The 24,028-nt window shown below is 64.8% G+C and carries 18 protein-coding genes; 17 read left to right on the forward strand and 1 reads right to left on the reverse strand.

Going from position 1 to position 24,028, the window contains the following annotated elements; genetic code table 11:
• The first annotated feature begins 132 nt into the window (after positions 1-132).
• The 13 genes from fbaA (at position 133) to B4C31_RS02245 (ending at position 17,491) form a co-directional block, all read left to right on the forward strand.
• A complete protein-coding gene (gene fbaA, locus B4C31_RS02185; protein WP_291531147.1) occupies positions 133-1,221 on the forward strand; it encodes a class II fructose-bisphosphate aldolase in 1,089 nt (362 codons plus the stop codon).
• Positions 1,222-1,420: 199 nt separating this feature from the next.
• A complete protein-coding gene (locus tag B4C31_RS02190; protein WP_291531148.1) occupies positions 1,421-2,722 on the forward strand; it encodes an adenylosuccinate synthase in 1,302 nt (433 codons plus the stop codon).
• Positions 2,723-2,852: 130 nt separating this feature from the next.
• Positions 2,853-3,680 (forward strand): fluoride efflux transporter FluC, encoded by an 828-nt coding sequence (locus tag B4C31_RS02195; protein ID WP_291531149.1) that lies wholly within the window; start codon positions 2,853-2,855, stop codon positions 3,678-3,680.
• Positions 3,677-4,048, forward strand: coding sequence for a fluoride efflux transporter FluC (locus tag B4C31_RS02200; protein WP_291531150.1), 372 nt, complete (start codon positions 3,677-3,679; stop codon positions 4,046-4,048). Before B4C31_RS02195 ends, B4C31_RS02200 begins: the two co-directional genes overlap by 4 nt.
• A 225-nt stretch (positions 4,049-4,273) precedes the next feature.
• Positions 4,274-5,428 carry a LacI family DNA-binding transcriptional regulator gene (locus B4C31_RS02205; RefSeq protein WP_291531151.1) on the forward strand — a complete coding sequence of 385 codons (1,155 nt, stop codon included), beginning with the start codon at positions 4,274-4,276 and terminating at the stop codon, positions 5,426-5,428.
• 162 nt (positions 5,429-5,590) lie between these two features.
• Positions 5,591-7,105, forward strand: a complete 1,515-nt coding sequence (gtfA, locus tag B4C31_RS02210) for a sucrose phosphorylase (RefSeq protein WP_291531152.1) — start codon at positions 5,591-5,593, stop codon at positions 7,103-7,105.
• A gap of 192 nt (positions 7,106-7,297) precedes the next feature.
• Complete coding sequence (locus B4C31_RS02215; RefSeq protein WP_291531153.1) at positions 7,298-8,860, forward strand: MFS transporter; 1,563 nt, start codon at positions 7,298-7,300, stop codon at positions 8,858-8,860.
• A gap of 236 nt (positions 8,861-9,096) precedes the next feature.
• A complete protein-coding gene (locus B4C31_RS02220) occupies positions 9,097-10,656 on the forward strand; it encodes an MFS transporter (RefSeq protein WP_291531154.1) in 1,560 nt (519 codons plus the stop codon).
• Positions 10,657-11,186: 530 nt separating this feature from the next.
• Entirely contained in the window at positions 11,187-12,545 is a 1,359-nt protein-coding gene (locus tag B4C31_RS02225) for an MFS transporter (protein WP_033506858.1), read from the forward strand.
• Between the two features lie 336 nt (positions 12,546-12,881).
• The gene (gene ilvC / locus B4C31_RS02230; RefSeq protein ID WP_291531155.1) at positions 12,882-13,934 is read left to right on the forward strand and encodes a ketol-acid reductoisomerase; all 1,053 of its coding nucleotides are present in this window, start codon (positions 12,882-12,884) and stop codon (positions 13,932-13,934) included.
• 590 nt (positions 13,935-14,524) lie between these two features.
• Positions 14,525-15,577, forward strand: a complete 1,053-nt coding sequence (ilvC, locus tag B4C31_RS02235; RefSeq protein ID WP_291531156.1) for a ketol-acid reductoisomerase — start codon at positions 14,525-14,527, stop codon at positions 15,575-15,577.
• A 167-nt stretch (positions 15,578-15,744) separates the two neighbouring features.
• Complete coding sequence (locus B4C31_RS02240) at positions 15,745-16,494, forward strand: alpha/beta hydrolase family protein (RefSeq protein WP_291531157.1); 750 nt, start codon at positions 15,745-15,747, stop codon at positions 16,492-16,494.
• A 193-nt stretch (positions 16,495-16,687) separates the two neighbouring features.
• Entirely contained in the window at positions 16,688-17,491 is an 804-nt protein-coding gene (locus B4C31_RS02245) for a sulfite exporter TauE/SafE family protein (protein ID WP_282942796.1), read from the forward strand.
• 84 nt (positions 17,492-17,575) lie between these two features.
• Here B4C31_RS02245 and B4C31_RS02250 read toward each other — a convergent pair whose 3' ends face one another.
• A complete protein-coding gene (locus B4C31_RS02250; RefSeq protein ID WP_291531158.1) occupies positions 17,576-18,616 on the reverse strand; it encodes a LacI family DNA-binding transcriptional regulator in 1,041 nt (346 codons plus the stop codon).
• 366 nt (positions 18,617-18,982) lie between these two features.
• Between B4C31_RS02250 and B4C31_RS02255 the strand changes: the two genes are divergently transcribed.
• From B4C31_RS02255 to B4C31_RS02270, 4 genes are all read left to right on the forward strand, one after another.
• Positions 18,983-20,809 carry a glycoside hydrolase family 13 protein gene (locus B4C31_RS02255; RefSeq protein WP_291531159.1) on the forward strand — a complete coding sequence of 609 codons (1,827 nt, stop codon included), beginning with the start codon at positions 18,983-18,985 and terminating at the stop codon, positions 20,807-20,809.
• A gap of 108 nt (positions 20,810-20,917) precedes the next feature.
• Positions 20,918-21,772, forward strand: a complete 855-nt coding sequence (locus B4C31_RS02260; protein WP_043169507.1) for a carbohydrate ABC transporter permease — start codon at positions 20,918-20,920, stop codon at positions 21,770-21,772.
• A complete protein-coding gene (locus B4C31_RS02265) occupies positions 21,769-22,605 on the forward strand; it encodes a carbohydrate ABC transporter permease (protein WP_204386751.1) in 837 nt (278 codons plus the stop codon). The genes B4C31_RS02260 and B4C31_RS02265 overlap by 4 nt, the downstream gene beginning before the upstream one ends.
• Before the next feature lie 44 nt (positions 22,606-22,649).
• A complete protein-coding gene (locus B4C31_RS02270) occupies positions 22,650-24,017 on the forward strand; it encodes an ABC transporter substrate-binding protein (protein WP_051912278.1) in 1,368 nt (455 codons plus the stop codon).
• Positions 24,018-24,028: the final 11 nt, after the last annotated feature.

The raw sequence follows: 24,028 nt of genomic DNA on the forward strand, positions 1-24,028 counted from the left end.
CGACGATACGGGGCGGATGCATGCGTGCGGCAGGGTTCTGGTATGCGATGGGTGCCGGTAGTGTGAGCGAACACACAGTGAATTTCGCCGGAGCGCGGCCCGGTGCCCGTTACGGCGCGGGATAATGGCAGTATGACCATTGCAACTCCCGAACGATATGCCGAAATGCTGGACGCCGCGCGCCATGGGGGGTACGCGTATCCGGCGATCAACGTGACCAGCTCGCAGACGCTCAACGCGGCGCTGCAGGGATTCGCCGAAGCGGAATCCGACGGCATCATCCAGGTGTCGGTCGGCGGTTCGGCCTATTTCTCCGGCAAAACCGTGCACGACCGTGTCGTCGGATCGCTGGCATTCGCGGCGTTCGCGCACGAGGTGGCCGCGCAATACCCGAACATCACCATCGCCCTGCACACCGACCATTGCGCCAAGCAGTACCTGGACGAATGGGTGCGGCCGTTGCTCGACCATGAGATCGACCAGGTCCGCCACGGCCAGGAACCGACGTTCCAATCGCACATGTGGGACGGCTCTACCGTGCCGCTTGAGGAGAACCTTGATATCGCCGCCGAACTGCTGGAGAAGTCGGTGCGCGCGCAGACCGTGCTCGAGATCGAGATCGGCGCGGTCGGTGGCGAGGAGGATGGTCATTCCGCCGAAATCAACGAGAAGCTGTACTCCACGCCCGCCGACGGCCTGCGTGTGGCCGAACGCCTCGGCCTGGGCGAGCATGGCCGGTACATGGCCGCGTTCACGTTCGGCAACGTGCATGGCGCATACAAGCCGGGCGTGGTCAAGCTGCGTCCCGAGCTGCTGCGCGACATCCAGACCGAGGTGTGGAACGCCACGCATGACGGGCGTCTCGGCAGCCTGGGGGCCTCAAGCGTGTCCTCCTGTACGATTCCCGACCTGCCGGAGGGCAAGCCGTTCGCGCTCGTGTTCCATGGCGGTTCCGGCTCCTCGCCCGAGGAGATCGCCGCGGCCGTCTCCTACGGCGTGGTCAAGATGAACATCGACACCGACACCCAGTACGCGTTCTCCCGAGCGATCGCCGGTCACATGTTCCGCAACTACGATGCGGTGCTCAAGGTCGATGGCGAGGTGGGCAACAAGAAGCTGTACGACCCGCGCTCCTGGGGCCGCGAGGCCGAAGACGCCATGGCCGCCCGCGTGGTGGAGGCCTGCGTGCAGCTCGGCTCCGCCGGCCGCGCGCTGAAGTAGCGCCCCGCCCCCGCCCGGTATAGGGCTCAGGGTACGCTACTTGTGGCGAAAATGTGGCTGTATCCGCCAAAGCGTGCCAGACATGTCAGGGTGTGCCGGACATGCCGAGCGCGCCGATGTTCGGGAGGCGTACCACGCATGCAAGCGTGCATGAGGGCGCGGCACCGGACGGGATCGCGGGTGCATAAGGAGGTGCGGAATGCCTGGAATCGTGTTGATCGGCGCTCAGTGGGGCGACGAAGGCAAGGGCAAGGTGACCGATCTGATCGGCACCAAGGTCGATTACGTCGCCCGCTTCAACGGCGGCAACAACGCGGGCCACACGGTGGTGGTCGGCGACGAGTCGTATGCGCTGCACCTGCTGCCCAGCGGCATCATCAACCCGAACGTCACGCCGGTGATCGGCAACGGCGTGGTGGTGGATCCGGAGGTGCTCTTCGAGGAGATCGACGGCCTGGAATCCCGCGGCCTGGACTGTTCCCGCCTGCTGGTGAGCGAATCGGCTCAGATCATCGCCCCATACCATCGCGTGATCGACAAGGTCTCCGAACGCTTCCTGGGCAAGCGCAAGATCGGCACCACCGGCCGCGGCATCGGCCCGGCCTACGCGGACAAGATCAACCGCGTCGGCATCCGCGTGCATGACCTGTTCAACGCCGAGCACCTGCATGACAAGGTGGAGGCCAGCCTGCACCAGAAGAACCAGATGCTGGTCAAGCTGTACAACCGCCGCGCCATCGACGTGGACCGTACCACCGACGAGCTGCTCAAGCTCGGCGAACGCCTGAAGCCGTACGTGGCCAATACGAGCCTGGTGCTGAACCGGGCGCTCGACGCCGGCAAGACGGTGCTGTTCGAGGGCGGCCAGGCCACCATGCTGGACGTGGACCACGGCACCTACCCATTCGTGACCAGCTCCAACCCGACCGCCGGCGGCGCCTGCACCGGCACCGGCGTCGGCCCGACCAAGATCAGCCGTGTGATCGGCGTCTCCAAGGCCTATGTGACCCGCGTGGGCGAGGGCCCGTTCCCCACCGAGCTGTTCGACGAGCAGGGCAAGTGGCTGCAGCAGCAGGGCCACGAGTTCGGCGTGACCACCGGCCGTGCCCGCCGCTGCGGTTGGTTCGACGCGGTGGTGAACCGGTACGCCGTGCAGGTCAACGGCCTGACCGACATCGTGCTGACCAAGCTTGACGTGCTGACCGGCCTCAAGGAGATCCCGATCTGCGTGGCCTACGACGTGGAGAACCCGGACGGCACGCACACCCGCTACGACGACATGCCGTGCGACCAGGCTGCATTCGCCGCCGTCAAGCCGATCTATGAGATGATGCCCGGCTGGACCGAGGACATCTCCCAGGTGCACGCATTCGAGGACCTGCCCCAGGCCACGCAGGATTACGTCAAGCGTCTGGAGGAGCTGTCCGGCTGCCGCATCTCGGTGATCGGCACCGGCCCGCAGCGTGACCACATCATCTCGGTGCACTCGCTGCTCGACTGATATGACGATTGCCCACAAGGCTCCGCTGCGGTGTGCGCGGGGCTTGGGAGTGGTTCATGAGCGTCGCGACCGCCGTCAATGGCGCGCGGCTGAGGGTGACGCGCGGTGAGTGAGCAGGAAGGAGGCGACGATGTCCGAGGAACGGCAGCCGGGCGCTGTGGCCGGTGGCGATGTGGCCACCGTCACCGCACCCGCGTCGGACCCCGTACCCCCGCGGATTCCGTTGGCCCCGATCAAGGCCGTGCATCCACGGTTCAACCCGTTGGCCGACGTGATGATCTATGTGGTGGTGTTCGTCGGCGGCTGCATCGGCACCGGCATGCGCTACGGGCTGGGCCAGTTGATTCCGGTGGCGGAGTCCGACGCGATCGCCTCAAGTTTCCATCTGGCCACATTCCTGGCGAATATGGCGGCGTGTTTCATCTACGCCGCGCTGACCACGTATGTCGCCCAGGCGTCGTGGATCCGCAAGCGCGTCCGTCAACTCACCAGCCGCGGCGTCGGCATGGGCATGTGCGGCGGGTTCTCCACGTTGTCCGCCATGGTGATCGAGGAGCTGACCTCGTTGCAGCAGGGGCATATTGCGGGCTTCCTGATCTATATGTTGACGTCGTTCGTGGCCGGCCTGCTGGTGTCGTGGTTCGGTGTGCGGCTGGGATTGGCGGCCAGCGCCAAACGCCAGGCCAAGGTGGTGGCCGCGGCGTTCGCCTCCACGCAGTCCGGCGGCAGACATGCGGCGTTGCCGTTCGCCATCGTGACCGCTGTGGAGAACACCCCGATTACGGTGGACTCGCCTGTTGTGGTGCCGGTTCCGGAGTCGGCGGGCGTCACTGAATCGACCGCTGCGGCGGCTGGGACGCCGGTGCCTACCACGTCCACGTCGATGATCGAGCCCGAACCCGATACGGCGGAGATTCCGCTGGTATCGGATCCGTTCACCGGGGAGGTGCGAGGATGACCGTCCTGCTGGTGTGTTTGTGCGGTGGGTTGGGCGCCGTGGCTCGGTTCGTGCTGAACACGTCGATTCAGCGCTGGTGGGATCGTGTGTTCCCTCTGTCCACGTTTATCATCAATGTGATCGCCACGTTCTGTGCGGGTGTGGCTGCAGCGGCTTACACGAACATGGTGGTGGAGCAGTCCACCTACCTGCTGTTCGTGACCGGCTTCCTCGGCGGGTTCTCCACGTTCTCGACCGCGATCAACGAGGTGGTGTCGTTGACGCGCGGCGGCAGGTTCGCGATGGCCGGCTGGTACCTAGTGGCCACGGTGGTGGTGCCGGTCGTCTGTGTGGCATTGGGTTGGATGGTCGGTTCGCTCGGTCGTTGAACCGGCCGAGCGGGCGTTGCCGTACCCTGGGGCGACGTCGCGTGCCGAAGGGCGTGTCCCCGTCCTCGGTGCGACCCTCCGCCGTGCCTCGAGGGCGGTGGTTGTCGAGGTATGTTCACGCGGTTAAACTCGAACGCATATGTGACGAGCCGCGTCGCGCACCATTCGGCTCAGCGGTGACGGATGGTGCGCGGTGCCGGATACAAGGATAAGGAGCAGTGCGTCATGGTCGGAATGCGCGATGTGGCGAGGAAGGCCGGCGTATCGCTGAGCACCGTCTCGCTGGTCGTGAATGGGACCGGGTACGTGTCCGCCGAGATGCGCGGGCGTGTGGAGGCGGCGATGCGGGAGCTGGATTACATTCCCAATGAGCTGGCCCGCAACCTGTACAGCGGGCGGACGTCGCTGATCGGCGTCATCGTGCCGACGATCCGCCACCCGTTCTTCTCGACGCTGACGGCGTCGCTGCAGCGCGCGTTCGCGGCCCGCGGCTTGCGTACGATGCTGTGCTCGACGGCGGACGCCGAAGGCGGTGAGGTGGAGTACGTCGACATGCTGCGCCGCCGCATGATGGATGGCATCGTGATGGGTGCGCATACCTCGCACGCCCCGGGCTATTGGACATCGATCGGCCGGCCGGTCGTTGCGTTCGACCGGTATCTGGGCGAGGGCATTGCTTCGGTCGGTTCCGACCACGAACAGGGAGGCAGGCTGGTCGCCGATCTGCTTGTGCGGACGGGGACGCGGCATGTGGTGACATTGGGCGGTCCGCGGGCCCAGTTCCATGATCTGCAGCGATGGATGGCCGAGCACGCCGCGATCGGGGGAGGCGACGGGCCCGCCAGCACCTTCCCGACCGCGCGCTACCACTTGACCCTGGAACGTGAGCTGCGCGCCGCCGGAACGGTGCACGAATACCTGGAGGCCGGGGAGGTGCATGACATGCAGGCTTACGCGCAGGCCGCACGGGTGGTGTGCGCGCGTGCGGCCGAGGGGCAGGTCGATGCGATCGTCAGCTCGGATGTCGGTGCGGCGTTCTGCGTGCAGGAGGCTCTGCGACTCGGGCTGCGTATTCCGGAGGATCTCCAGATTGTTGCGTATGACGGGACGTACCTGGCGCAAGCCGCGGGTCTGCGCGTGACCGCGGTCCGTCAGGACTTCGATGCGATCGCCGATACGATTGCGGGGCGGATGGACGATGCAATCGCCGGGGGTTATGGAGCCGCGGGGCCTGCTGGCGATGGCGCCGCGGGCGATGCGGTAGGAGGCGGGACTGACGTCGATGAGGCTGATGCCGGGGCGGACGTGGTGGCCAGCGTGCTGCGGATGATCGATGACCTGGTGCCGGTTGCGTTGGTGCCGGGCGAGACCACGCGCTGACGGTCCGGCGTGCACGAATGATACCCCGGCTATGGCGTCGAACCGGTTCGACACGCCATTGCGATGCCTGTTGCCGTGCGCCTGCCCTGCCGTTACACTGGGTCGAACCGGTTCGACGCAAGGGGCGTCCGGCCGGCATCATCACTGTTCAAGGAGTTGTCAATGAAAAACAAGGTCCAACTCATCACGTATGCCGATCGTCTGGGGGCGGGCACGCTGGTCTCGATGACCGACATCCTGCGCACGCGGTTCGACGGGGTGTACGAAGGGGTGCACATCCTGCCGTTCTTCACGCCGTTCGACGGTGCCGACGCGGGCTTCGACCCGATCGACCACACCGCGGTGGATCCCCGTCTGGGCGACTGGGACGACGTGGCCGAGCTGGCCCGGACCCACGGCATCATGGTCGACGCGATCGTGAACCATATGAGCTGGGAATCCAGCCAGTTCCAGGACGTGCTCGCCAAGGGCGAGGAATCCAAGTACTTCCCGATGTTCCTGATGATGAGCACCGTCTATCCGGACGGCGCCACCGAGGAGGAGCTGGCCGGCATCTACCGCCCGCGTCCGGGCTTGCCGTTCACCCACTACACCTGCGGCGGGAAGACCCGTCTGGTGTGGACCACGTTCACCCCGCAGCAGGTCGACATCGACACCGACTCCGAGCAGGGCTGGGCGTACCTGATGTCGATCTTTGACCGGATGGCCGCCTCGCACGTCAGCTACATCCGCCTCGACGCGGTGGGCTACGGCGCCAAGGAAGCCGACTCCTCGTGCTTCATGACTCCGAAGACCTTCGAACTCATCGGTCGGCTGCGCGAGGAGGGCGCCAAGCGCGGCCTGGAGATCCTCATCGAGGTGCATTCGTATTACAGGAAGCAGATCGAAATCGCCTCGAAGGTCGACCGCGTGTACGACTTCGCGCTGCCGCCGCTGCTCCTGCACAGCCTGTTCACCGGCCACGTCGAGCCCGTCGCCCACTGGACGGCCGTCCGCCCGAACAACGCCGTCACCGTGCTCGACACCCATGACGGCATCGGCGTCATCGACATCGGCTCTGACCAGCTGGACCGCAGCCTCAAGGGCCTGATCCCGGACGAGGACGTGGACGCCCTGGTCAACACGATCCACGCCAACACGCACGGCGAATCCGCGGCCGCCACCGGCGCCGCCGCCTCGAACCTGGACCTGTACCAGGTCAACAGCACGTATTACTCCGCGCTCGGCTGCAACGACCAGCACTATCTGGCAGCCCGCGCCGTGCAGTTCTTCCTGCCGGGCGTGCCTCAGGTCTACTACGTCGGCGCGCTGGCCGGCGGCAACGACATGGATCTGCTCAACCGCACCCACGTCGGTCGTGACATCAACCGCCACTACTACACGGTCGCCGAGATCGACGAGAACCTTGAACGTCCGGTGGTCAAGGCCCTGAACGCGCTATGCCGCCTGCGCAACACGCTCGACGCTTTCGACGGCGAGTTCTCCCACGAGACGGACGGCGACACGTCGATCACCTTCCGCTGGCGGGGACGGACCTCGTCCGCCTCGCTCACCTTCGAACCCGGTCGCGGTCTCGGCGCGGACAACGCCACTCCGGTCGCCTCGTTGGTCTGGACCGATGACGAGGGCGCGCACGCCACCGACGACCTGCTGAACAACCCGCCGGTCGTCGCCTGAGACCAAGATCCGCGATGCCGTCCGCCGGCGTCGCGGATCTACGCGTTCGCCCGTTCTTCCGGATCGTCCCGGGGACGGGCCTCGTCATGACGGTCGTCCGTGCCGCAAAACTAAAGCGATCTCGTGCTGCGACCGCCCCGACCGATACCACTGCGCGACGTCATCGCGCATGACAAGAGAGAGGGAATTCATATGAGCGACGAACAGCATAACGACGGGGCGCAGACCCCGCCGCCGATCCCGGGGCAACATTTCGTTCGACCAGGCATCGACGACCGGCCGGACTACGACAAGGTCCTGAGCGACGCCGACAAGGCGGCCGTGGCCCGTCTGGCGGTCCCCAAGGACACCGAGACGATCGCCGCCGACCCGTACGCCACGGACGCAGGCGTCCAGTCCGCCAAAATCGCCGAAAACATGATCGGCGGCAACCGCATCGAACTGCCGGACCCCGGCTCGGCGTTCCTGGACATGCGCGACCCGATGGTCGCCGCCAACGGCGAACGCGTCAGCATCAAGGATGTCGTCCGTCTCGGGGCCGGCTTCACGTTCAGTCTGATCCTCACCGGCATCGTGTGGACCGCGCTCTCGTCGATCCTCGTGCCGCAGTTGGTCGACCAGATCGCCCCCGACCAGCGTGCCTCGTTCATCGGCCTGATCAACGCCGTCGGCTCGGTCATCGCGCTGGTGGCGAACATCGTGTTCGGCACGTTCTCCGACCTGACCCGCTCCCGCTTCGGCAAGCGTACGCTGTGGATCGCCAGCGGCGGCGTGCTGTGCGGCCTGTGCGTGTTCGGCCTGACGGTGGCCGATTCGCTGCCGATGATCCTGCTGCTGTGGTGCGGCATCCAGCTGTTCTACAACTGGATGAACGCCCCGTTCGTGGCCACGATGGCCGACCGCGTGCCCGACAAGTTCCGCGGCACCGTCTCCTCGTTCATGGGCGGCGGCGGCGTGCTCGGCCAGACCGCCGGCGCGCTCGTCGGCTCGATGCTCATCAACGACATCCCGCTCGGCTTCAGCCTGGGCGCCCTCGGCTTCGGCCTGGTCGGCATCATCGTCGTCGGCATCTGGCCCCGCGAGGCCTCCAACCTGGACGAACAGCGCGTCCCGCTCAACCTGCGCAACGTGCTGCGCGCCTTCGTGCCGCCGCACGGCAAAGGCTCCGGCAACTTCTACTACGCGCTGCTCGGCCGCATGATGATGGTGGCCGGCTACCAGATGATCACCGGCTACCAGCTGTACATCGTCAAGTACTATGTCTTCTCCGACTCCGGTCTGGACGCGGCTGGACTGTCGGAGGCGGCCGCCGGCGTGATCGCCGTGATGTCCGTGATCACGATGGTGGCCTCGCTGTTGGCCGCGCTGGTCTCCGGTCCGATCTCCGACCGGCTGGCCATGCGCAAGATCCCGGTTGCGCTCGCCAGCTGCCTGTTCGCCGTCGGTGCGGCCATGCCGTGGATCCTGCACAGCCCGATGGGCATGTACCTGTTCGCGGCCATCGCAGGCTTCGGCTACGGCACCTACAACGCCATCGACCAGGCGCTTAACGTCTCGATTCTGCCGAACCCGAAGGAAGCCGGCAAGGACCTGGGCGTGCTGAATATGGCGAACACGCTGAGCTCGGTCATCGGCTCGGCCCTGACCTCCACGGTCGTGGCCCTGACCGACAACTACCAGCTCGTGTTCCCGGTGTGCATCGTCGTCGTGCTCGTCGCCGCCGCGCTGATCATGCGCATCCGCGGCGTGCGCTGACCGACTGCGTCGGTTCCCTCGGGTTCGCCGGTTCCGTCGAATGTGAGGGCTCGTCTGCTTGGTCGCTCTCCGCGCTGTGCCGGGGCGTCCGCCGTGCCGATCGGCGGGACGCCCCGGCACACGCGTATGCCGTCTCTCGTTGACCGCCATGAGTACGCTGGAAACGGACTCGACGCGCGTGGAATTCGGCGGATGCCGGCACACGTGCCGCTGATACCGTGAGGGAAAGACGAGAGATGAACGACGAACCGCAGAACCACCATGACAATCCGACGCCCACACCGCCGCCCCTGCCCGGGCAGATCTTCGTGCGTCCGGGCATCGACGACCGTCCCGATCTCGACAAGGCGCTGACCCCGGAGGACAAGGCCGCGCTCGCGCGCCTGACGGTCAGGCAGAACCCCCGTCAGCCCGAGGCGTCCGGCGACCGGCCTGAGGTGCAGGCCGCGCAGATGAGCGCGGAGGGCGCGCCGATGGCCGCGGCGGCGCGCATCGATACGGCCGTGCCGAACCTGGAGTCCTCGTTCCTGGACCTGCGCGACCCGATGGTGGACGCCGACGGCTATCGTCCCTCCGCCGCGGAGATGACGCGCATGAACATCGGCTTCGCCTTGGGCGCGGTGCTGTGCGCCGCGCCGCTGGGCGCACTGAACACGGTGCTCGTCCCGGTGCTCGTCGACCGGCTCGCCGGTGCCGGCCGTACCCTGCCGCTCGCGCTGCTGGTCGCGGTCGGCGTAGTGGTGTCGGTGCTGTCCAATGCCGTGGTCGCCGTGCTGTCCGACCATACGCGGATGGAAATCGGACGGCGCACGCCATGGATCCTCGGCGGCGGCGCCGTGGCCGCGTTGTTCACGCTGCCGTTGGGGGCGGCCACGAACGTGGTGCTTCTTACCCTGGTGTGGTGCCTGGTGCAGATCGGATACGTGATGCTGTCCACGCCGATCGCCGCCGCCTTCGGCGAACGCATTCCGGACAAGTTCCGATCCCGTGCGGACGCATATCGCGGCATCGGGCTGACCGTGGGACAGTTGCTGGGCGCCGTGGTCGCCGTGCTGCTGATCCGGACACCGTCCGTGGCGATCCGGCTGTGCGCGGCCTGCTTCGTTGTGGCCGCTGTGGTTGTGGTGTTGGTGCTGCCGCGCGAGCGTTCCAGCGTGGAGCTGCGCTCGCGAGCCATCGAACAGCATGAGTTCTTTTCCCACTACCAGATGCCGAAGGGCGCGCCGAATTTCGTTCGTGTGCTCGTTGCGCGTCTGGTCATGACCGTCGGTGTTTCGCTGACGGGCGTGTTCCTGTGGTACATCGTGCTGTATGCGGTCAACGGCGGCGACGTCGATGCCGCGGTGCCGGTGATGGCGGCTGTGGCGGTCGCCTCGTTCGTCGGCGGACTGATCGCCACGCTGGTGCTGGGGCCGGTGGCGGACCATTGGGAGGACGGCCGTATCCCGTCGGTGCTGGCTTGCGGGCTGTATGTCGTAGGTCTGGCGGTGCCGTGCGTGGCGCCGTCGGCGGCCGGCGTGATCGCGTATGCGTTGCTTTCCGGATGCGCCTATGTGATCTTCGACGGCATCAGCCAGCGTCAGGCGGCTGCGGTGCTGCCGGACATCCGTATGGCGGGCCGAAATCTGGCCGTGCTGAACCTGGCCTCGCAGGTCGGCGTCATTGTCGGCGCGTTGCTGGGCGCGCTGGCGTTGTTCGTTGTCGGCACGTATCAGGTGCTGTTCCCGGTCGCCATCGTGGCGGTGATCGTGGCCGCCGCGGTGATCTGGTCCATCCATGAGGACCAGGGGCGCTGAACGGCGGTACTGGTGTGAATCGGGGCGTGACCGGCTGTCGGCCACGCCCCGATTCGTATGAACGGGGAGTGTGCCTGCGTCCGGTTGCCCGAGGTCGAGGTGTTACGTGTTACGTGGGCGTCTGCGGGCCTGTCATCCGGGGCCTACGCGCGACCGGTGGATATGATGTCCGGAATGTGGACGCCTCCCTCCGTCGTATGGGGACGGCTCCTATGTTGGTTCATGGTTCGGGCCGGATGAGGCCCGGAAATTTGGAACATTGCCGAAAGGAGGCTCGCCGTGATGAACGGAATGACGATGCACGCAGTCGCGTCCGCACGAATTATGATTCCGTCGTCGTTGGCGGACTGATTCGGCATACACGCTTGAACCCGCCAACGACGGCAGGGTTCACGCGACATCATCGCTGTTCGGGGCCCTGCGTCAAGCGCGGGGTCCGTTTCGTTGCGCCCCACAAGGCAACACATCGGAGCGGACCACAACACCATCGCGGGACGGACGTCCCGCACCAGTAGCGAAGAGGGGATCCCATGACAACAGTCGACAATCCGACTGGTACCGCCGCCAGCGGCAAGGCGACCGCGGCGGTTCGCGATTCGGTCAAAACCGTCATCGCGGCCTCGATGGTCGGCACGGCCATCGAATTCTATGATTTCTACGCCTACGGCACCGCCGCGGCGAACTATTTCCCGACCGTGTTCTTCTCTGACACCACCAACCCGACCGTCGCGCTGCTGCTCAGCTTGGTCACGTTCGCGGTCGCGTTCATCGCCCGCCCGGTCGGCTCGCTGATCTTCGGACACTTCGGCGACCGTCTTGGCCGCAAGAAGACGCTGGTCGTCTCCCTGATGACGATGGGCGTGGCCACGTTCCTCATCGGATGCCTGCCGTCCTACGAGCAGGTCGGCCTGCTAGCGGTTGTGATCCTGTGTCTGTGCCGCTTCGTGCAGGGCATCGGCCTGGGCGGTGAATGGTCGGGCGCGGCGCTGGTCGCCACCGAGAACGCGCCGGAGAACAAGCGCGCGCTGTACGGCTCGTTCCCGGAGCTGGGCGCGCCGATCGGCTTCTTCCTGTCCAACGGCACGTTCTTCCTGCTGGAGGCGTTCAACGATTCCGAGGCGATGATGAGCTGGGGCTGGCGTGTGCCGTTCCTGCTGTCGGCCGTGCTCGTGGTCGTCGGCCTGGTGGTGCGCGTGCACATGGAGGAGACCCCGATCTTCCGCATGGCGCAGGAGCGCAACGAGGTGGTCAAGGCCCCGGTGGTGGAGGTGTTCCGCAAGAGCTGGGTGCAGGTGCTGCAGGCCACGTTCCTGGTGGCCGTGACCTATACGCTGTTCTACACGCTGGCCACCTGGTCGCTGGCTTGGGGCACCAAGCCGGTCGGTCAGGGCGGCGGCGGCCTCGGGTTCACCAACCAGGAGTACCTGCTCATGCTGATGGTGGCCGTGTGCGTGTTTGCGCTGTTCATCGTGCTCTCCTGTGTGTATGCCGACCGGATCGGCCGGCGCCGCGTGCTGACGTTCTCGTCGGTGGCGCTCGTTGTGTTCGCGGTGGCGTTCCCCTACCTGCTGATGGGCGAGGGCAAGCGTGATTTCGTGGCCGTGATGGTGTTCCTGTGCGTCGGCTTTGCACTGATGGGCACGGCCTTCGGCCCGATCGGCGCGTTCCTGCCCGAACTGTTCGACGCCAACGTGCGCTACACCGGTTCCGGCATCGGCTACAACCTGGCCGCCATCGTCGGCGCGGCCTTCGTGCCGACCATCGCCACCTGGCTGGCCGCCAATTGGGGCGTGCAGTCCGTGGGCCTGTACCTGGGCGTGATGGCCGTCTGCTGTCTGATCGCCGTGGTCACCTGCCGCGAGACCAAGGACGTCGACTTCACCAAGTAACGGACGGGATTTTGTCCGAATCCCCAGATTCTTACGTTGTGAGCGGTAACGTTCCGGTCAAAACGTAAGGATCCACTGATTCGGACAAAACCTCCCTTTCCCCCACCAGGTGTCCGCATCAGCCATCCGGTCTGCCTACGGCGGTCGGTCAGTATGCGAACATTACCATCCAATATTTCGGTTGCGGTACTAGAACGGGCCGCAACAGTGGCACCCGATCACGTCGGACGACTCTGATCGGATGCCGGGCGATAACAAGTTTCGGACGCCGAACGCGCCCGGCACGCCGCCAGCAAAAGAGGGCGGCGCGACAACGATCAAGAAGGAGCGCCAATTATGGCAGCAACGATCTGGTATGAAAACGACGGCGATCTGTCCGTGCTCAGCGGCAAGAAGGTCGCGATCCTGGGCTACGGCTCGCAGGGCCATGCACACGCGCTGAACCTGCGCGACTCGGGTGTGGACGTGGTCGTCGGCCTGCGTCCGTCCTCCAAGTCGGTGGAGTTCGCCAAGGAGCAGGGCCTTGAGGTCAAGTCCATTGAGGATGCCGTCGCCGAGGCCGATGTGGTGATGATCCTGCTGCCGGATCAGTATCAGGCCAAGGTCTACAAGGAGCAGGTTGAGCCGAACCTGAAGCCGGGTGCTGCACTGGCGTTCGCTCATGGCTTCAACATCCACTACGGCTACATCAAGCCGTCGGAGGATCATCCGGTGTTCATGGTGGCCCCGAAGGGCCCGGGCCATATCGTCCGCCGCGAGTATGCGGCCGGCCGTGGCGTCCCGGTTGTGGTGGCCGTCGAGCAGGATCCGCGCGGCGACGCCTGGGCCATCACCCTGGCGTATGCGAAGGCTCTGGGCGCGCTGCGCGCCGGCGCCATCAAGACCACCTTCACGGAGGAGACCGAAACCGATCTGTTCGGCGAGCAGGACGTGCTGATGGGCGGCGTGAACCACCTCGTCGAGTGTGGCTTCGAGGTGCTGACCGAGGCCGGCTATCAGCCGGAGATTGCCTACTTCGAGGTGTGCCACGAGCTGAAGATGCTGGTTGACCTGATGAACGAGGGTGGTCTGAACAAGGCTCGTTGGTCCTGCTCCGACACCGCCCAGTACGGCGACTTCACCTCCACCGTCGTGGACGAGTCCACCAAGGACCGCATGCGCTACCAGCTCAAGCGCATCCAGGACGGCTCCTTCGCCAAGGAGTTCATGGATGATCAGGCCGCCGGCGCCCCGAAGTTCAAGGAGCTGCAGGAGAAGTTCAGCCACGAGAAGATCGAGGAGGTCGGCCCGAAGCTGCGCGCCATGTTCTCCTGGAACAACGGCCCGGCCGCCGATGCCGACGAGGCCGAGTCCTTCAACGGCAAGATCGCCCGCACGCAGGTGCAGTGACAGAAATTCCCGCAGGGAATTTCACGGGTCACTGCACGCGAGGTGACAGAGGAAGTCCTGTGGACTTCCGAATCGCCGGAGCCAGCCTTGTGTGACAGAAATTCCCGCAGGGAATTTCACGGGTCACTGCACGCGAGGTGACAGAGGAAGTCCTGTGGGCTTCCGAATCGCCGGAGCCAGCCTTGTGTGACAGAAATTCCCGCAGGGAATTTCACGGGTCACTGCACGCGAGGTGACAGAGCCATCCGCGTGTGACATATATCAGGCCGCCAGCCGCAGGGTTGGCGGCCTGATTCGTATGCGGCGGTCATCCGGTCTATGCTGCGGCCCTGACCGGCGCTCGGCACGCATGCGGTGGTACACGGAGTGTGGTTGTCATGGTGTCCTTGAACCCGTGTAGCCCAATGCGCCCGAAAGATGGAACGCCTGTTTTTGCATGCTGGATGTTCCGAGTAATAATGGTCAGCAGTTTGTGAGGACAAAATCCTCAGCACCAGACAGGGCGGGGCAACCCGCGGCCGGGCACCATCCGGCCACATAACGGAATAAGTTTCATAACTCAACATCGAGTGACATAAAGGAGTGCCATTATGGCAGCACAGATCTGGTACGAGAACGACGGCGATCTTTCCGTGTTCAACGGCAAGAAGGTCGCGATCATCGGCTACGGCTCGCAGGGCCACGCCCATGCGCTGAACCTGCGCGACTCCGGCGTCGACGTCGTCGTCGGCCTCCGCCCGACCTCCAAGTCGGTCGAGTTCGCCAAGGAGCAGGGCCTGGACGTCAAGTCCGTGGCCGATGCCGCCGCCGAGGCCGACGTGATCATGATCCTGACCCCGGATCAGACCCAGCGCAAGGTGTGGGCCAACGAGATCGAGCCGAACCTCAAGCCGGGTGCCGCCATCGCGTTCGCGCACGGCTTCAACATCCACTACGGCTACATCAAGCCGACCGAGGACCATCCTGTCTTCATGGTGGCCCCGAAGGGCCCGGGCCATATCGTCCGCCGCGAGTATGCGGCCGGCCGTGGCGTGCCGGTGGTCGTGGCCGTCGAGCAGGATCCTCGCGGCGACGCCTGGGATCTGACCCTGGCCTACGCCAAGGCCCTCGGTGCCCTGCGCGCCGGTGCCATCAAGACCACCTTCAAGGAGGAGACCGAAACCGATCTGTTCGGCGAGCAGAACGTGCTGCTCGGCGGCGTGAACAAGCTCGTCGAGATGGGCTTCGAGGTTCTCACCGACGCCGGCTACCAGCCGGAGATCGCCTACTTCGAGGTCTGCCACGAGCTCAAGATGATCGTCGACCTGATGAACGAAGGCGGCCTGAACAAGGATCGTTGGTCCTGCTCGGACACCGCCCAGTACGGCGACTACGTTAACACCTGCATCGACGAGCATGTCCGTGAGCGCATGGAATACCACCTCAAGCGCATCCAGGACGGCTCCTTCGCCAAGGAGTTCATCGATGACCAGGATGCCGGCGCCCCGAAGTTCAAGCAGCTGCAGGAGGAGTACTCGCACGTGCGCATCGAGGAGGTCGGCCCGAAGCTGCGCGCCATGTTCTCCTGGAACAACGACGGCGTCAAGGATGCCGACGAGGCCAACTCCTTCACCGGCAAGATTGCCCGCGCACAGGTGCAATGACAGAAATTCCCGCAGGGAATTTCACGGGTCATTGCACGCGAGGCGGCCGTAGAGGAAGCCCTGTGGGCTTCCGTGCCGTCGGAGCCAGCCTAATATGACATAAGTTAGGCCGCCAGTCGCAAGACTGGCGGCCTCATACGTATTCGCCATCATCGGAAGGGGCCTACATGGAATTGTCCATCAGCCGCGACGGCCTGTGTCTGCACGCCCTGCTCGAACGCCCCAGCCATAACCGGTCGTGCCCCATCGTGATCATGTGCCACGGGTTCGGCGGCAGCATGGACGCCTATCCGGGCAGCCTGTATCAGAGGATTGCCGAGTGTCTCGTAGCCCGCGGTGTGGCCGTGCTCCGCTTCGACTTCAACGGTCATGGGCGTAGTGACGGCGAATTCTCCCACATGGACGTGCTCAATGAGATCGAAGACCTCATCGCCGTGCTTCGGTACGTGCGCTCCCGTGCCGATGTGACTTCCATCCGTCTGCTCGGCCACTCCCAGGGCGGCGTGGTGGCCGGCATGGTCGCGGGCTTCTACCACGACGTCATCGACCGGCTGGCGCTTCTGGCGCCCGCGGCCACGCTCAAGGACGACGCGCTCGCTGGTACCTGCATGGGGCGCTCATATGACCCCGACCACATCCCCGACATCGTCAAAGTGCCCGGTGCCGGCGAAGTCGGCGGCCACTACTTCCGCATCGCCCAGGTGTTGCCGATCTATGAGACGACGGCCCGATTCGCCGGGCCTGCGTTGGCCATCCACGGGCTTGCCGATGACATCGTGGATTCCAAGGCTTCGCGCCGCTATGGCGAGATGATGCCCAACTGCGCGGTCAGCCTGTATCCGCGGCTGGACCACGGCATCAACGGCGCGGATGGCGACAAGGCCGTTGATGAGGTCATTGACTTCTTAAGTGTTTGAATAGGGGGTTCGCACTACCGCAAGGATTAATTTCAGACCCCTTGGAAAATGCACCCTGTGATTTTCAACGTCGAGGTAGTGCGAACCTACCTTTCCGTGCCGTGCGGTCAGGGCCGCCATAATCCGGAGGAATAGCGGTCGAATCGAAGGCACGGCGGTACACTGGCAGTCGATTGCAAGGAACGAGGGGCTCATGAGGAATATCAACGTGCGGGTTACGGTGACGTTATTGGTCGTCGGCGTGGTTTCCGGCTTGTTGTCCGGATTGTTCGGCATCGGCGGCGGCACGGTGATCGTGCCCGCGCTGGTGCTGGTCGGTCTGACGCAGCGGCAGGCCGCGGCCACATCGCTGGCGGCGATTGTGCCCACATCGATCTCCGGTGTGATCTCCTATGCGACCGCTGGCGATGTGGATTGGATCGCCGCGTTGCTGCTGGCCTGCGGCATGGTGGCAGGCTCGCAGATTGGCAGCTGGCTGCTCTCGCGGCTGCCCGAGGTGTTCCTGCGCTGGTTCTATGCGGCGTTCCTGGTGTTCGTGATCGTCTCGCAGGTGGTGTTCACGCCGTTGCGTGATTCGGCCATTCATCTGCATGTGGTGACGGGCATCCTGCTGGTGGCGTTGGGCGTGGTGATCGGCGTCCTGTCCGGTCTGCTGGGCATTGGCGGCGGGGCCGTGGCCGTGCCTTCGCTGTCGCTGTTGTTCGGGGCTTCCGACCTGATTGCACGCGGTACGTCGTTGTTGGCGATGTTCCCGAGCGCGATCGCCGGCACGGCGGCGAATTGGAAGCGCGGCCTGGTGTATCTCAAGCATGGTCTGATCATCGGTGTGGCAGCTGCCGTGACGGCGCCGTTGGGCACAATGCTCGCCGGCATGATTACGCCGCGCATGGGCGCGAACCTGTTCGTGGCGTATCTGGCCGTGCTGTTCGTGCGCAGCGTATGGTCGGCGTTGAAGGTGACACCCGGGGTCAATATCCCGAAGTTGCATGATAGGTGAACCTGGGCAGGATTGCCGGAATCATATGATGGCACTGATGGCATCTGGCGGCGAAGGGGCTGATGGCCGGATGTTGTGTGGCAATCAGCCGCGGTCCGTCGGCACACCGGTGGTGCCGCGCAGCACGGGCGTGGTGGGGACGATGATATGCGGCTCGTCCAAGGGCTTGCCTCGCAGCAGGTCCAGGACGAGGCGTGACGCCTCGCGCCCCAGCATCACCGGATCCTGATGGATGGTGGTCATGTCCTGAATCTGGGCGAGCTGATTGTCGTCGAAGCCGATGAGCGACATCTGTTCGGGCACGCGCACGTGCTGCCGGCGCAGCTCGTTGAGGATGTGCGCGGCCATCTCGTCGGTCTGCACACAGACGCCGGTTGGCCGCTGCGGGGCGGCCAGCAGCGCGGCCACGTTGCGCCGGGCGATCTCGGGCGTCGGCCGGAACTGGTTGGCCTCCTCCGGCGGCGAGATGTAGAGGTTCCCCTCGTCGTATCCGAGTTCCAGCGCGGTTTTGTGGAATCCTTCGCCGCGCAGATCGGTGCTGTAGTCCAGGTCGGGCGGGATGAGGTTGCCGATGTAGGCCAGCCGCTCGTGCCCCAGCGAGTGCAGGAGCTGGACGGCTTGGCGCATGCCTTCGAGGTCGTCGATGCGCACGGAGGCGTTCAGGCCGTCGATATCCGGGTTGTTGATGCCGACCAGCGGCATGTCCAGCGAGGCGAGCGCGGCGCGGAATGCGGCGTCGAGCGTGAACGAGGTGACGATGATGGCATCAACGTCGCGGTTACTGGGCAGCGTCTCGATGAGTCGGGAGAGTTCGGCACGGTTGGTGACGAACGAGGGGACAATGTCGTACCCTTCGGGGGAGAGGATCTCGATGGCCCCCTGCAGGACCGACGAGTTGAACCAGTTGTTGAGCCCGCCGGAGACGAGCAGCAGGATGCGGTGCGTTTTACCGGAGGCGAGCGATGACGCGCTTTTCGAGAGGGTGAACCGCAGCTCGGCCGCCGCGGCCTCCACGCGTTCCCTGGTGGCGGGGGCGACGTTGGTCAGCCCGCGTAGGGCCCGGGAGACGGTGGCCTCGGAGACCCCCGCGAGCTTGGCGACGTCCTGGATGGTGGAGCGTGCCATCGGTGTACCTCCTTGCTGCGTGGTGATTGTCCCTTCCATGATATCGGTGGGGCGCTGAGAAATGTCAGCGTTTACATATTATACGACAAAATCCGGTATCCCGTGTGGTTTGTGGCCGGGTTTGACGTGATGTGACACGCCGTTTGACTCTGCTTGTATGCAAGCGCTATCATCGAAGTCACCACAATTCGCTATCCGGTTTCAAGGCTGAAAATGGCGGATTGTTGAAGACGAAGTCGATAACTCAAGACACCCGTCGTTATGGATATGTCGAGATTTGCATAGTGATGTGCATGTGCCTTGCAAGGAATGCAAGCGCTCTCACATAACAAGCGACACCACAGAAACAGGAAAGGAGAGGCAGCGATGGCCAACGTGACCGACACCGTGCGGGCGACCGGCGAGACGCGCCCCGACCGGTCCGGGCTGGACTGGTGGCAGCAGGCCGTGGTCTACCAAATCTACCCGCGCTCGTTCAGGGATTCGACAGGCTCCGGTCTGGGCGACCTCAACGGTGTGACCGAGAAGATGGACTACCTGGCCGAGCTCGGCGTGGACGCGATCTGGCTCAGCCCCTTCTACCCCAGCCAGCTGGCCGACGGCGGCTACGACGTGGACGACTACCGCAACGTGGACCCCAAGCTGGGCACGATGGACGACTTCGACCGCCTCGCCGAGGCGGCGCACGCCCACGGCATCAAGATCGTCGTGGACATCGTCCCCAACCACTCCTCGAATCTGCACGAATGGTTCCAGGCCGCGCTCAAGGCCGGCCCCGGCTCGCCCGAACGCGACCGTTACATCTTCCGCGACGGTCGCGGCGAGCACGGCGAACTGCCGCCCACCAACTGGACCGCCAGCTTCGGCGGCCCCGCCTGGACGCGCGTGGAGGACGGCCAGTGGTACCTGCACCTGTTCACGGTCGAACAGCCCGACTGGAACTGGAACAATCCGGACGTGCGCGAAGATTTCCTCAAGACCATCCGCTTCTGGTCCGACCACGGTGCCGACGGCTTCCGTGTGGACGTGGCGCACGGCCTGGCCAAGGATCTCGACCGCGGCGATCTGGACGACTACCCCATCCAGGCCCCGTTCCTGCCCGACGACGGCAGCTATCCGATCTACGATCGCGACGAGGTCCACGAGATCTACCGCGAATGGCGCAAGGTCTTCAACGAATACGACCCGCCGCGCTTCGCCGTGGCCGAGGCATGGGTCAACCCCAAGCGGCAGTACCTGTATGCCAGCCCGGACGAGCTCGGCCAGGTGTTCAACTTCGAGTACGCCAAGAAGAACTGGATCCGTGACGAGATCCACGAGGCCATCGAAGAGGGGCTGGCGGCCGCCGAGGCGTCCGGCTCCACCGCCACATGGGTGATGAGCAACCATGACATCCCGCGTCATGCCAGCCGCTACGGCCTGCCGCAGGTGCCGGCCTGCGTGCACCACCAGATCGCCATCGATTGGCTGCTGCGCGACGGTGCCTCCTACCGTGAGGACCGCGAGCTGGGCACCAAGCGTGCGCGTGCCGCCATCCTGCTGGAACTCGGTCTGCCCGGTTCCGCCTACATCTACCAGGGCGAGGAACTGGGCCTGTTCGAGGCCGCCGACATCCCGTGGGACCAGCTTGAGGACCCGACCGCGTTCCACACCGTCCGCGCCGGCGCGCAGAAGGGACGCGACGGTTGCCGCGTGCCGCTGCCGTGGGTCGCCGACGACTGCCGGGACACCGGCGACGGCCCCTACGATCACACCGGTTCCTTCGGCTTCTCCCCGGCGCGCAAGACGCCCGGCGCCGGCGTCACCGCGGATATGGAAGACCAGTCGGCGGAACCGCCGCACCTGCCGCAGCCGCGTTGGTACGCGCAGTACGCGGTCGACTCGGAGGAGAACGACCCGCACTCGATGCTCAACCTGTACCGCGCCGCCCTGCGGCTGCGCCATCGCGTCATGCCGAACGACACGGAACTGGTCTGGCTGGACCAGGACGCGGCGTCCGACGTGCGCGACGGCGCCGACGGCAACAAGGGCGGCGTCGTCGCCTACCGCCGCTCCAACGGCTGGGCGGTATTGACGAATTTCGGGGCGGAGCCGGTGGCCCTGCCCGAAGGAGAGGTGCTGCTGGCCTCCGGCGAACTGACCGCGGACGGTCGACTGCCGCAGGACACCAGCGTCTGGATGATGCTCGACTGAATCGGGCACCCTGCCGGATCCCGGAGACAACGGGATCCGGCCTGCACCATCATCCGGTCCGGGCGGCGCCGCCCGACCGGGCCTCAATGAAGAGAAAGCGAGAGAACGATGATCAGTATGGTCGGCAAGTCCATACGGCGATGGTGGGCGCTCTTCGCGCTGCCGACGTGCGCGGCGTTCGCCATCGGTTTCGTGGCGCCGTTCATCATCGGCATCTATCTGAGTTTCACCGACTTCACCACCGTGACCGACGCCGAATGGGTGGGTTTTGAGAACTACGCGGGCGTATTCAGCGACCCGGAGTTCCTGCACGCGCTGTGGCTCACCGTGCTGTTCACGATCGTGACCACCATCATCATCAACGTGGCCGCGTTCTTCGTGGCGTACATGTTCACCAAGGCCATGAAGGGCGCGAACCTGTTCCGCTCCGTGTTTTTCATGCCCAACCTCATCGGCGGCATCGTGCTGGGCTACATCTGGCAGCTGCTGCTCAACGGCGTGCTGGCCCACTGGGGGCGCTCGCTGACCTACTCGGCCACCTATGGCTTCTGGGGCATGGTCATCCTGGTGTGCTGGCAGCAGATCGGCTACATGATGGTCATCTACATCGCCGGCCTGCAGGCCCTACCCACCGACGTCATGGAGGCCGCCGCCGTGGACGGCGCCAACTCGCGCCAGACCCTGTTCAAAGTCACCCTGCCGCTGATGATGCCCAGCATCACCGTCTGCTCGTTCCTGACCGTGACCAACGGCTTCAAGCTCTTCGACCAGAACCTGGCCCTGACCAACGGTGCACCGAGCAACATGAGCGAGATGCTGGCGCTGAACATCTACCGCACGTTCTACGGACGCATCGGCTTTGAGGGCGTCGGCCAGGCCAAGGCCGTGGTGTTCTTCATCATCGTGGCCGTCATCGCCGTCATCCAGAACAAGCTGACCACCCGCAAGGAGGTGACCGCATGAACAAGAAGATGAAGCACGGGGGTCTGTGGACCGCGATCTTCACCGTGGTCTCGCTGGCCTGGATCTTCCCGATCATCCTGGTCGTCATCAACTCGTTCAAGGCCAAGGCGTACATCAGCAGCGAGACGTTCAGCCTGCCGACCGGCAAGATGTTCGTCGGCCTGGAGAACTACGCGCGCGGCATCGACCGCACCGACCTGATCGCCAGCTTCGGCTGGACCGTGGTCGTCACCGTCGGCGCCGTGGCCCTGATTCTGCTGTGCACCTCGATGTGCGCGTGGTGGATCGTCCGCGTGAACAACGCGTTCGCCAAGACCATCTACCTGCTGTTCCTGTTCAACATGATCGTGCCCTTCCAGATGGTCATGTTCCCGCTCTCGAAGATCGCCGACACGATGGGACTGAACACCCCGTGGGGCCTGTGGATCGTCTATCTGGGCTTCGGCGCCGGTCTGGCCGTCTTCATGTTCACCGGCGTGATCAAGTCGCTGCCGGCCGAGATCGAGGAGGCCGCCATGATCGACGGCGCCTCCGTGCCGCGCACGTTCTTCACCATCGTGGTGCCGATGATGAAGCCGAGCATGGTGTCGGTGGCCATCCTGCAGACCATGTGGATCTGGAACGACTTCCTCCTGCCGTACCTGACGCTGGACATGCGCAAGTATAAGACCATGTCCATCGCCATCCAGTACCTGAAGGGCGGCTACGGCTCGGTGGATATGGGCGCCATGATGGGCTGCCTGGTGCTGGCCATCATCCCGATCGTCGTGTTCTACCTGTTCTGCCAGAAGCACATCATCGCCGGCGTCACCGCGGGTGCGGTGAAGGGCTGAGAAACCTTCCATCCCAACAACCAAAAGGAATCAAAGGAGAAACCATGAACACCATGAAGAAGACCGTCGCAGTCGCCGCGATCGCGGCACTCGGCCTGACCGGACTCGCCGGCTGCGGCGGCGACGCCGCGGACGACGGCAAGGGCCACGTCTACTACATGAACAACAAGTCGGAGGTCGTCGACCAGCTGCAGCAGATCGCCGACCTGTATACCGAACAGACCGGCGTGGAAGTCGAGATCCAGACCGCCGCCTCCGGCACCTACGATTCGACGATGTCCTCCGAGCTGTCGAAGTCGAACGCGCCGACCATGTTCAACATCTCCGGCTACGACCAGTTCGCCAAGTACCAGGATTACGTCGAGCCGCTGCAGGACACCGAGGTGTACGGCAAGCTCACCGACGAGGGCAAGTCCTACTCGTACAAGATCGGCGAGGACTCGTACACGCTGCCGTACGCGGCCGAATGGTACGGCATCATCTACAACAAGGCCATCCTGGAGGACTACTGCTCCAAGGATTACGCGGTGATCGACAGCGTGGACGACATCGTGGACTACGCCACGTTCAAGGACGTGGTCGAGAGCATCCAGAAGCACAAGGACGACCTCGGCCTGGCCGGCGCCATCGCCACCCCGGGCCTGGACGCCTCCGACACCTACCGTTTTGGCGCGCACATGACCCGCATCCCGCTGTTCTACGAGTACCGCGACAACGACACCACCTTCATGTCCGAGATCGAAGGCACCTACGTGGACAACTACAAGGACTTCTTCGACCTATCCGTGGAGAACAGCCCCACCGAGCCCGGCATGCTGAGCTCCAAGACCTACGATGACTGCACCGCCGAATTCTCGCTGGGCCAGGTGGCGTTCTACCCGAACGGCGTGTGGGCCTACTCGAACATCAAGGGCAACGAGGTGGCCGACGAGGACCTCGGCATGCTCCCGTACTTCATGGGCATCGAAGGCGAGGAGGAGTACGGTCCGGCCGGCGTGTACGACGCCTCGTGGGCGGTCAACAAGAACGCCAGCGAGGAGGACAAGCAGGCCACGCTCGACTTCATCGAATGGATGGTCACCAATGACGAGGCCAAGAAGATCCTAGCCAAGGACTGCGGCTTTGCGGTGCCGTTCACCACGTTCGGCGAGGATGAGCAGCCCGACAACCCGTTGACCGCCGCCGCGCGCGCCTACACCGAGGCCGGCAAGACCGAGCTGCGCAGCTTCACGATCCCGAACCAGCAGTGGCAGGACAACATCACCAACGCCCTCGTCGAATACGCGCAGGGCACCGGCGACTGGGCCACCGTCAAGGACGCGTTCGTCAACGGCTGGGCCACCGAATGGGCCAACAACGAGGAGTCGCTCGGCATGCTCCCGCAGGCCGACAAGTTCTCCGCCGAAGGCTGAGATCCAGCCTT

The organism is Bifidobacterium sp. UBA4282 (assembly GCF_002394995.1).
Lineage (GTDB): Bacteria > Actinomycetota > Actinomycetes > Actinomycetales > Bifidobacteriaceae > Bifidobacterium > Bifidobacterium pullorum_B.

What these genes read in the sequence shown, in the direction of transcription:
- fbaA (WP_291531147.1), top strand. Translation starts at nt 133, where the DNA reads ATGACCATTGCAACTCCCGAACGATATGCCGAAATGCTGGACGCCGCG.
- B4C31_RS02190 (WP_291531148.1), top strand. Translation starts at nt 1,421, where the DNA reads ATGCCTGGAATCGTGTTGATCGGCGCTCAGTGGGGCGACGAAGGCAAG.
- B4C31_RS02195 (WP_291531149.1), top strand. Translation starts at nt 2,853, where the DNA reads ATGTCCGAGGAACGGCAGCCGGGCGCTGTGGCCGGTGGCGATGTGGCC.
- B4C31_RS02200 (WP_291531150.1), top strand. Translation starts at nt 3,677, where the DNA reads ATGACCGTCCTGCTGGTGTGTTTGTGCGGTGGGTTGGGCGCCGTGGCT.
- B4C31_RS02205 (WP_291531151.1), top strand. Translation starts at nt 4,274, where the DNA reads ATGGTCGGAATGCGCGATGTGGCGAGGAAGGCCGGCGTATCGCTGAGC.
- gtfA (WP_291531152.1), top strand. Translation starts at nt 5,591, where the DNA reads ATGAAAAACAAGGTCCAACTCATCACGTATGCCGATCGTCTGGGGGCG.
- B4C31_RS02215 (WP_291531153.1), top strand. Translation starts at nt 7,298, where the DNA reads ATGAGCGACGAACAGCATAACGACGGGGCGCAGACCCCGCCGCCGATC.
- B4C31_RS02220 (WP_291531154.1), top strand. Translation starts at nt 9,097, where the DNA reads ATGAACGACGAACCGCAGAACCACCATGACAATCCGACGCCCACACCG.
- B4C31_RS02225 (WP_033506858.1), top strand. Translation starts at nt 11,187, where the DNA reads ATGACAACAGTCGACAATCCGACTGGTACCGCCGCCAGCGGCAAGGCG.
- ilvC (WP_291531155.1), top strand. Translation starts at nt 12,882, where the DNA reads ATGGCAGCAACGATCTGGTATGAAAACGACGGCGATCTGTCCGTGCTC.
- ilvC (WP_291531156.1), top strand. Translation starts at nt 14,525, where the DNA reads ATGGCAGCACAGATCTGGTACGAGAACGACGGCGATCTTTCCGTGTTC.
- B4C31_RS02240 (WP_291531157.1), top strand. Translation starts at nt 15,745, where the DNA reads ATGGAATTGTCCATCAGCCGCGACGGCCTGTGTCTGCACGCCCTGCTC.
- B4C31_RS02245 (WP_282942796.1), top strand. Translation starts at nt 16,688, where the DNA reads ATGAGGAATATCAACGTGCGGGTTACGGTGACGTTATTGGTCGTCGGC.
- B4C31_RS02250 (WP_291531158.1), bottom strand. Translation starts at nt 18,616, where the DNA reads ATGGCACGCTCCACCATCCAGGACGTCGCCAAGCTCGCGGGGGTCTCC.
- B4C31_RS02255 (WP_291531159.1), top strand. Translation starts at nt 18,983, where the DNA reads ATGGCCAACGTGACCGACACCGTGCGGGCGACCGGCGAGACGCGCCCC.
- B4C31_RS02260 (WP_043169507.1), top strand. Translation starts at nt 20,918, where the DNA reads ATGATCAGTATGGTCGGCAAGTCCATACGGCGATGGTGGGCGCTCTTC.
- B4C31_RS02265 (WP_204386751.1), top strand. Translation starts at nt 21,769, where the DNA reads ATGAACAAGAAGATGAAGCACGGGGGTCTGTGGACCGCGATCTTCACC.
- B4C31_RS02270 (WP_051912278.1), top strand. Translation starts at nt 22,650, where the DNA reads ATGAACACCATGAAGAAGACCGTCGCAGTCGCCGCGATCGCGGCACTC.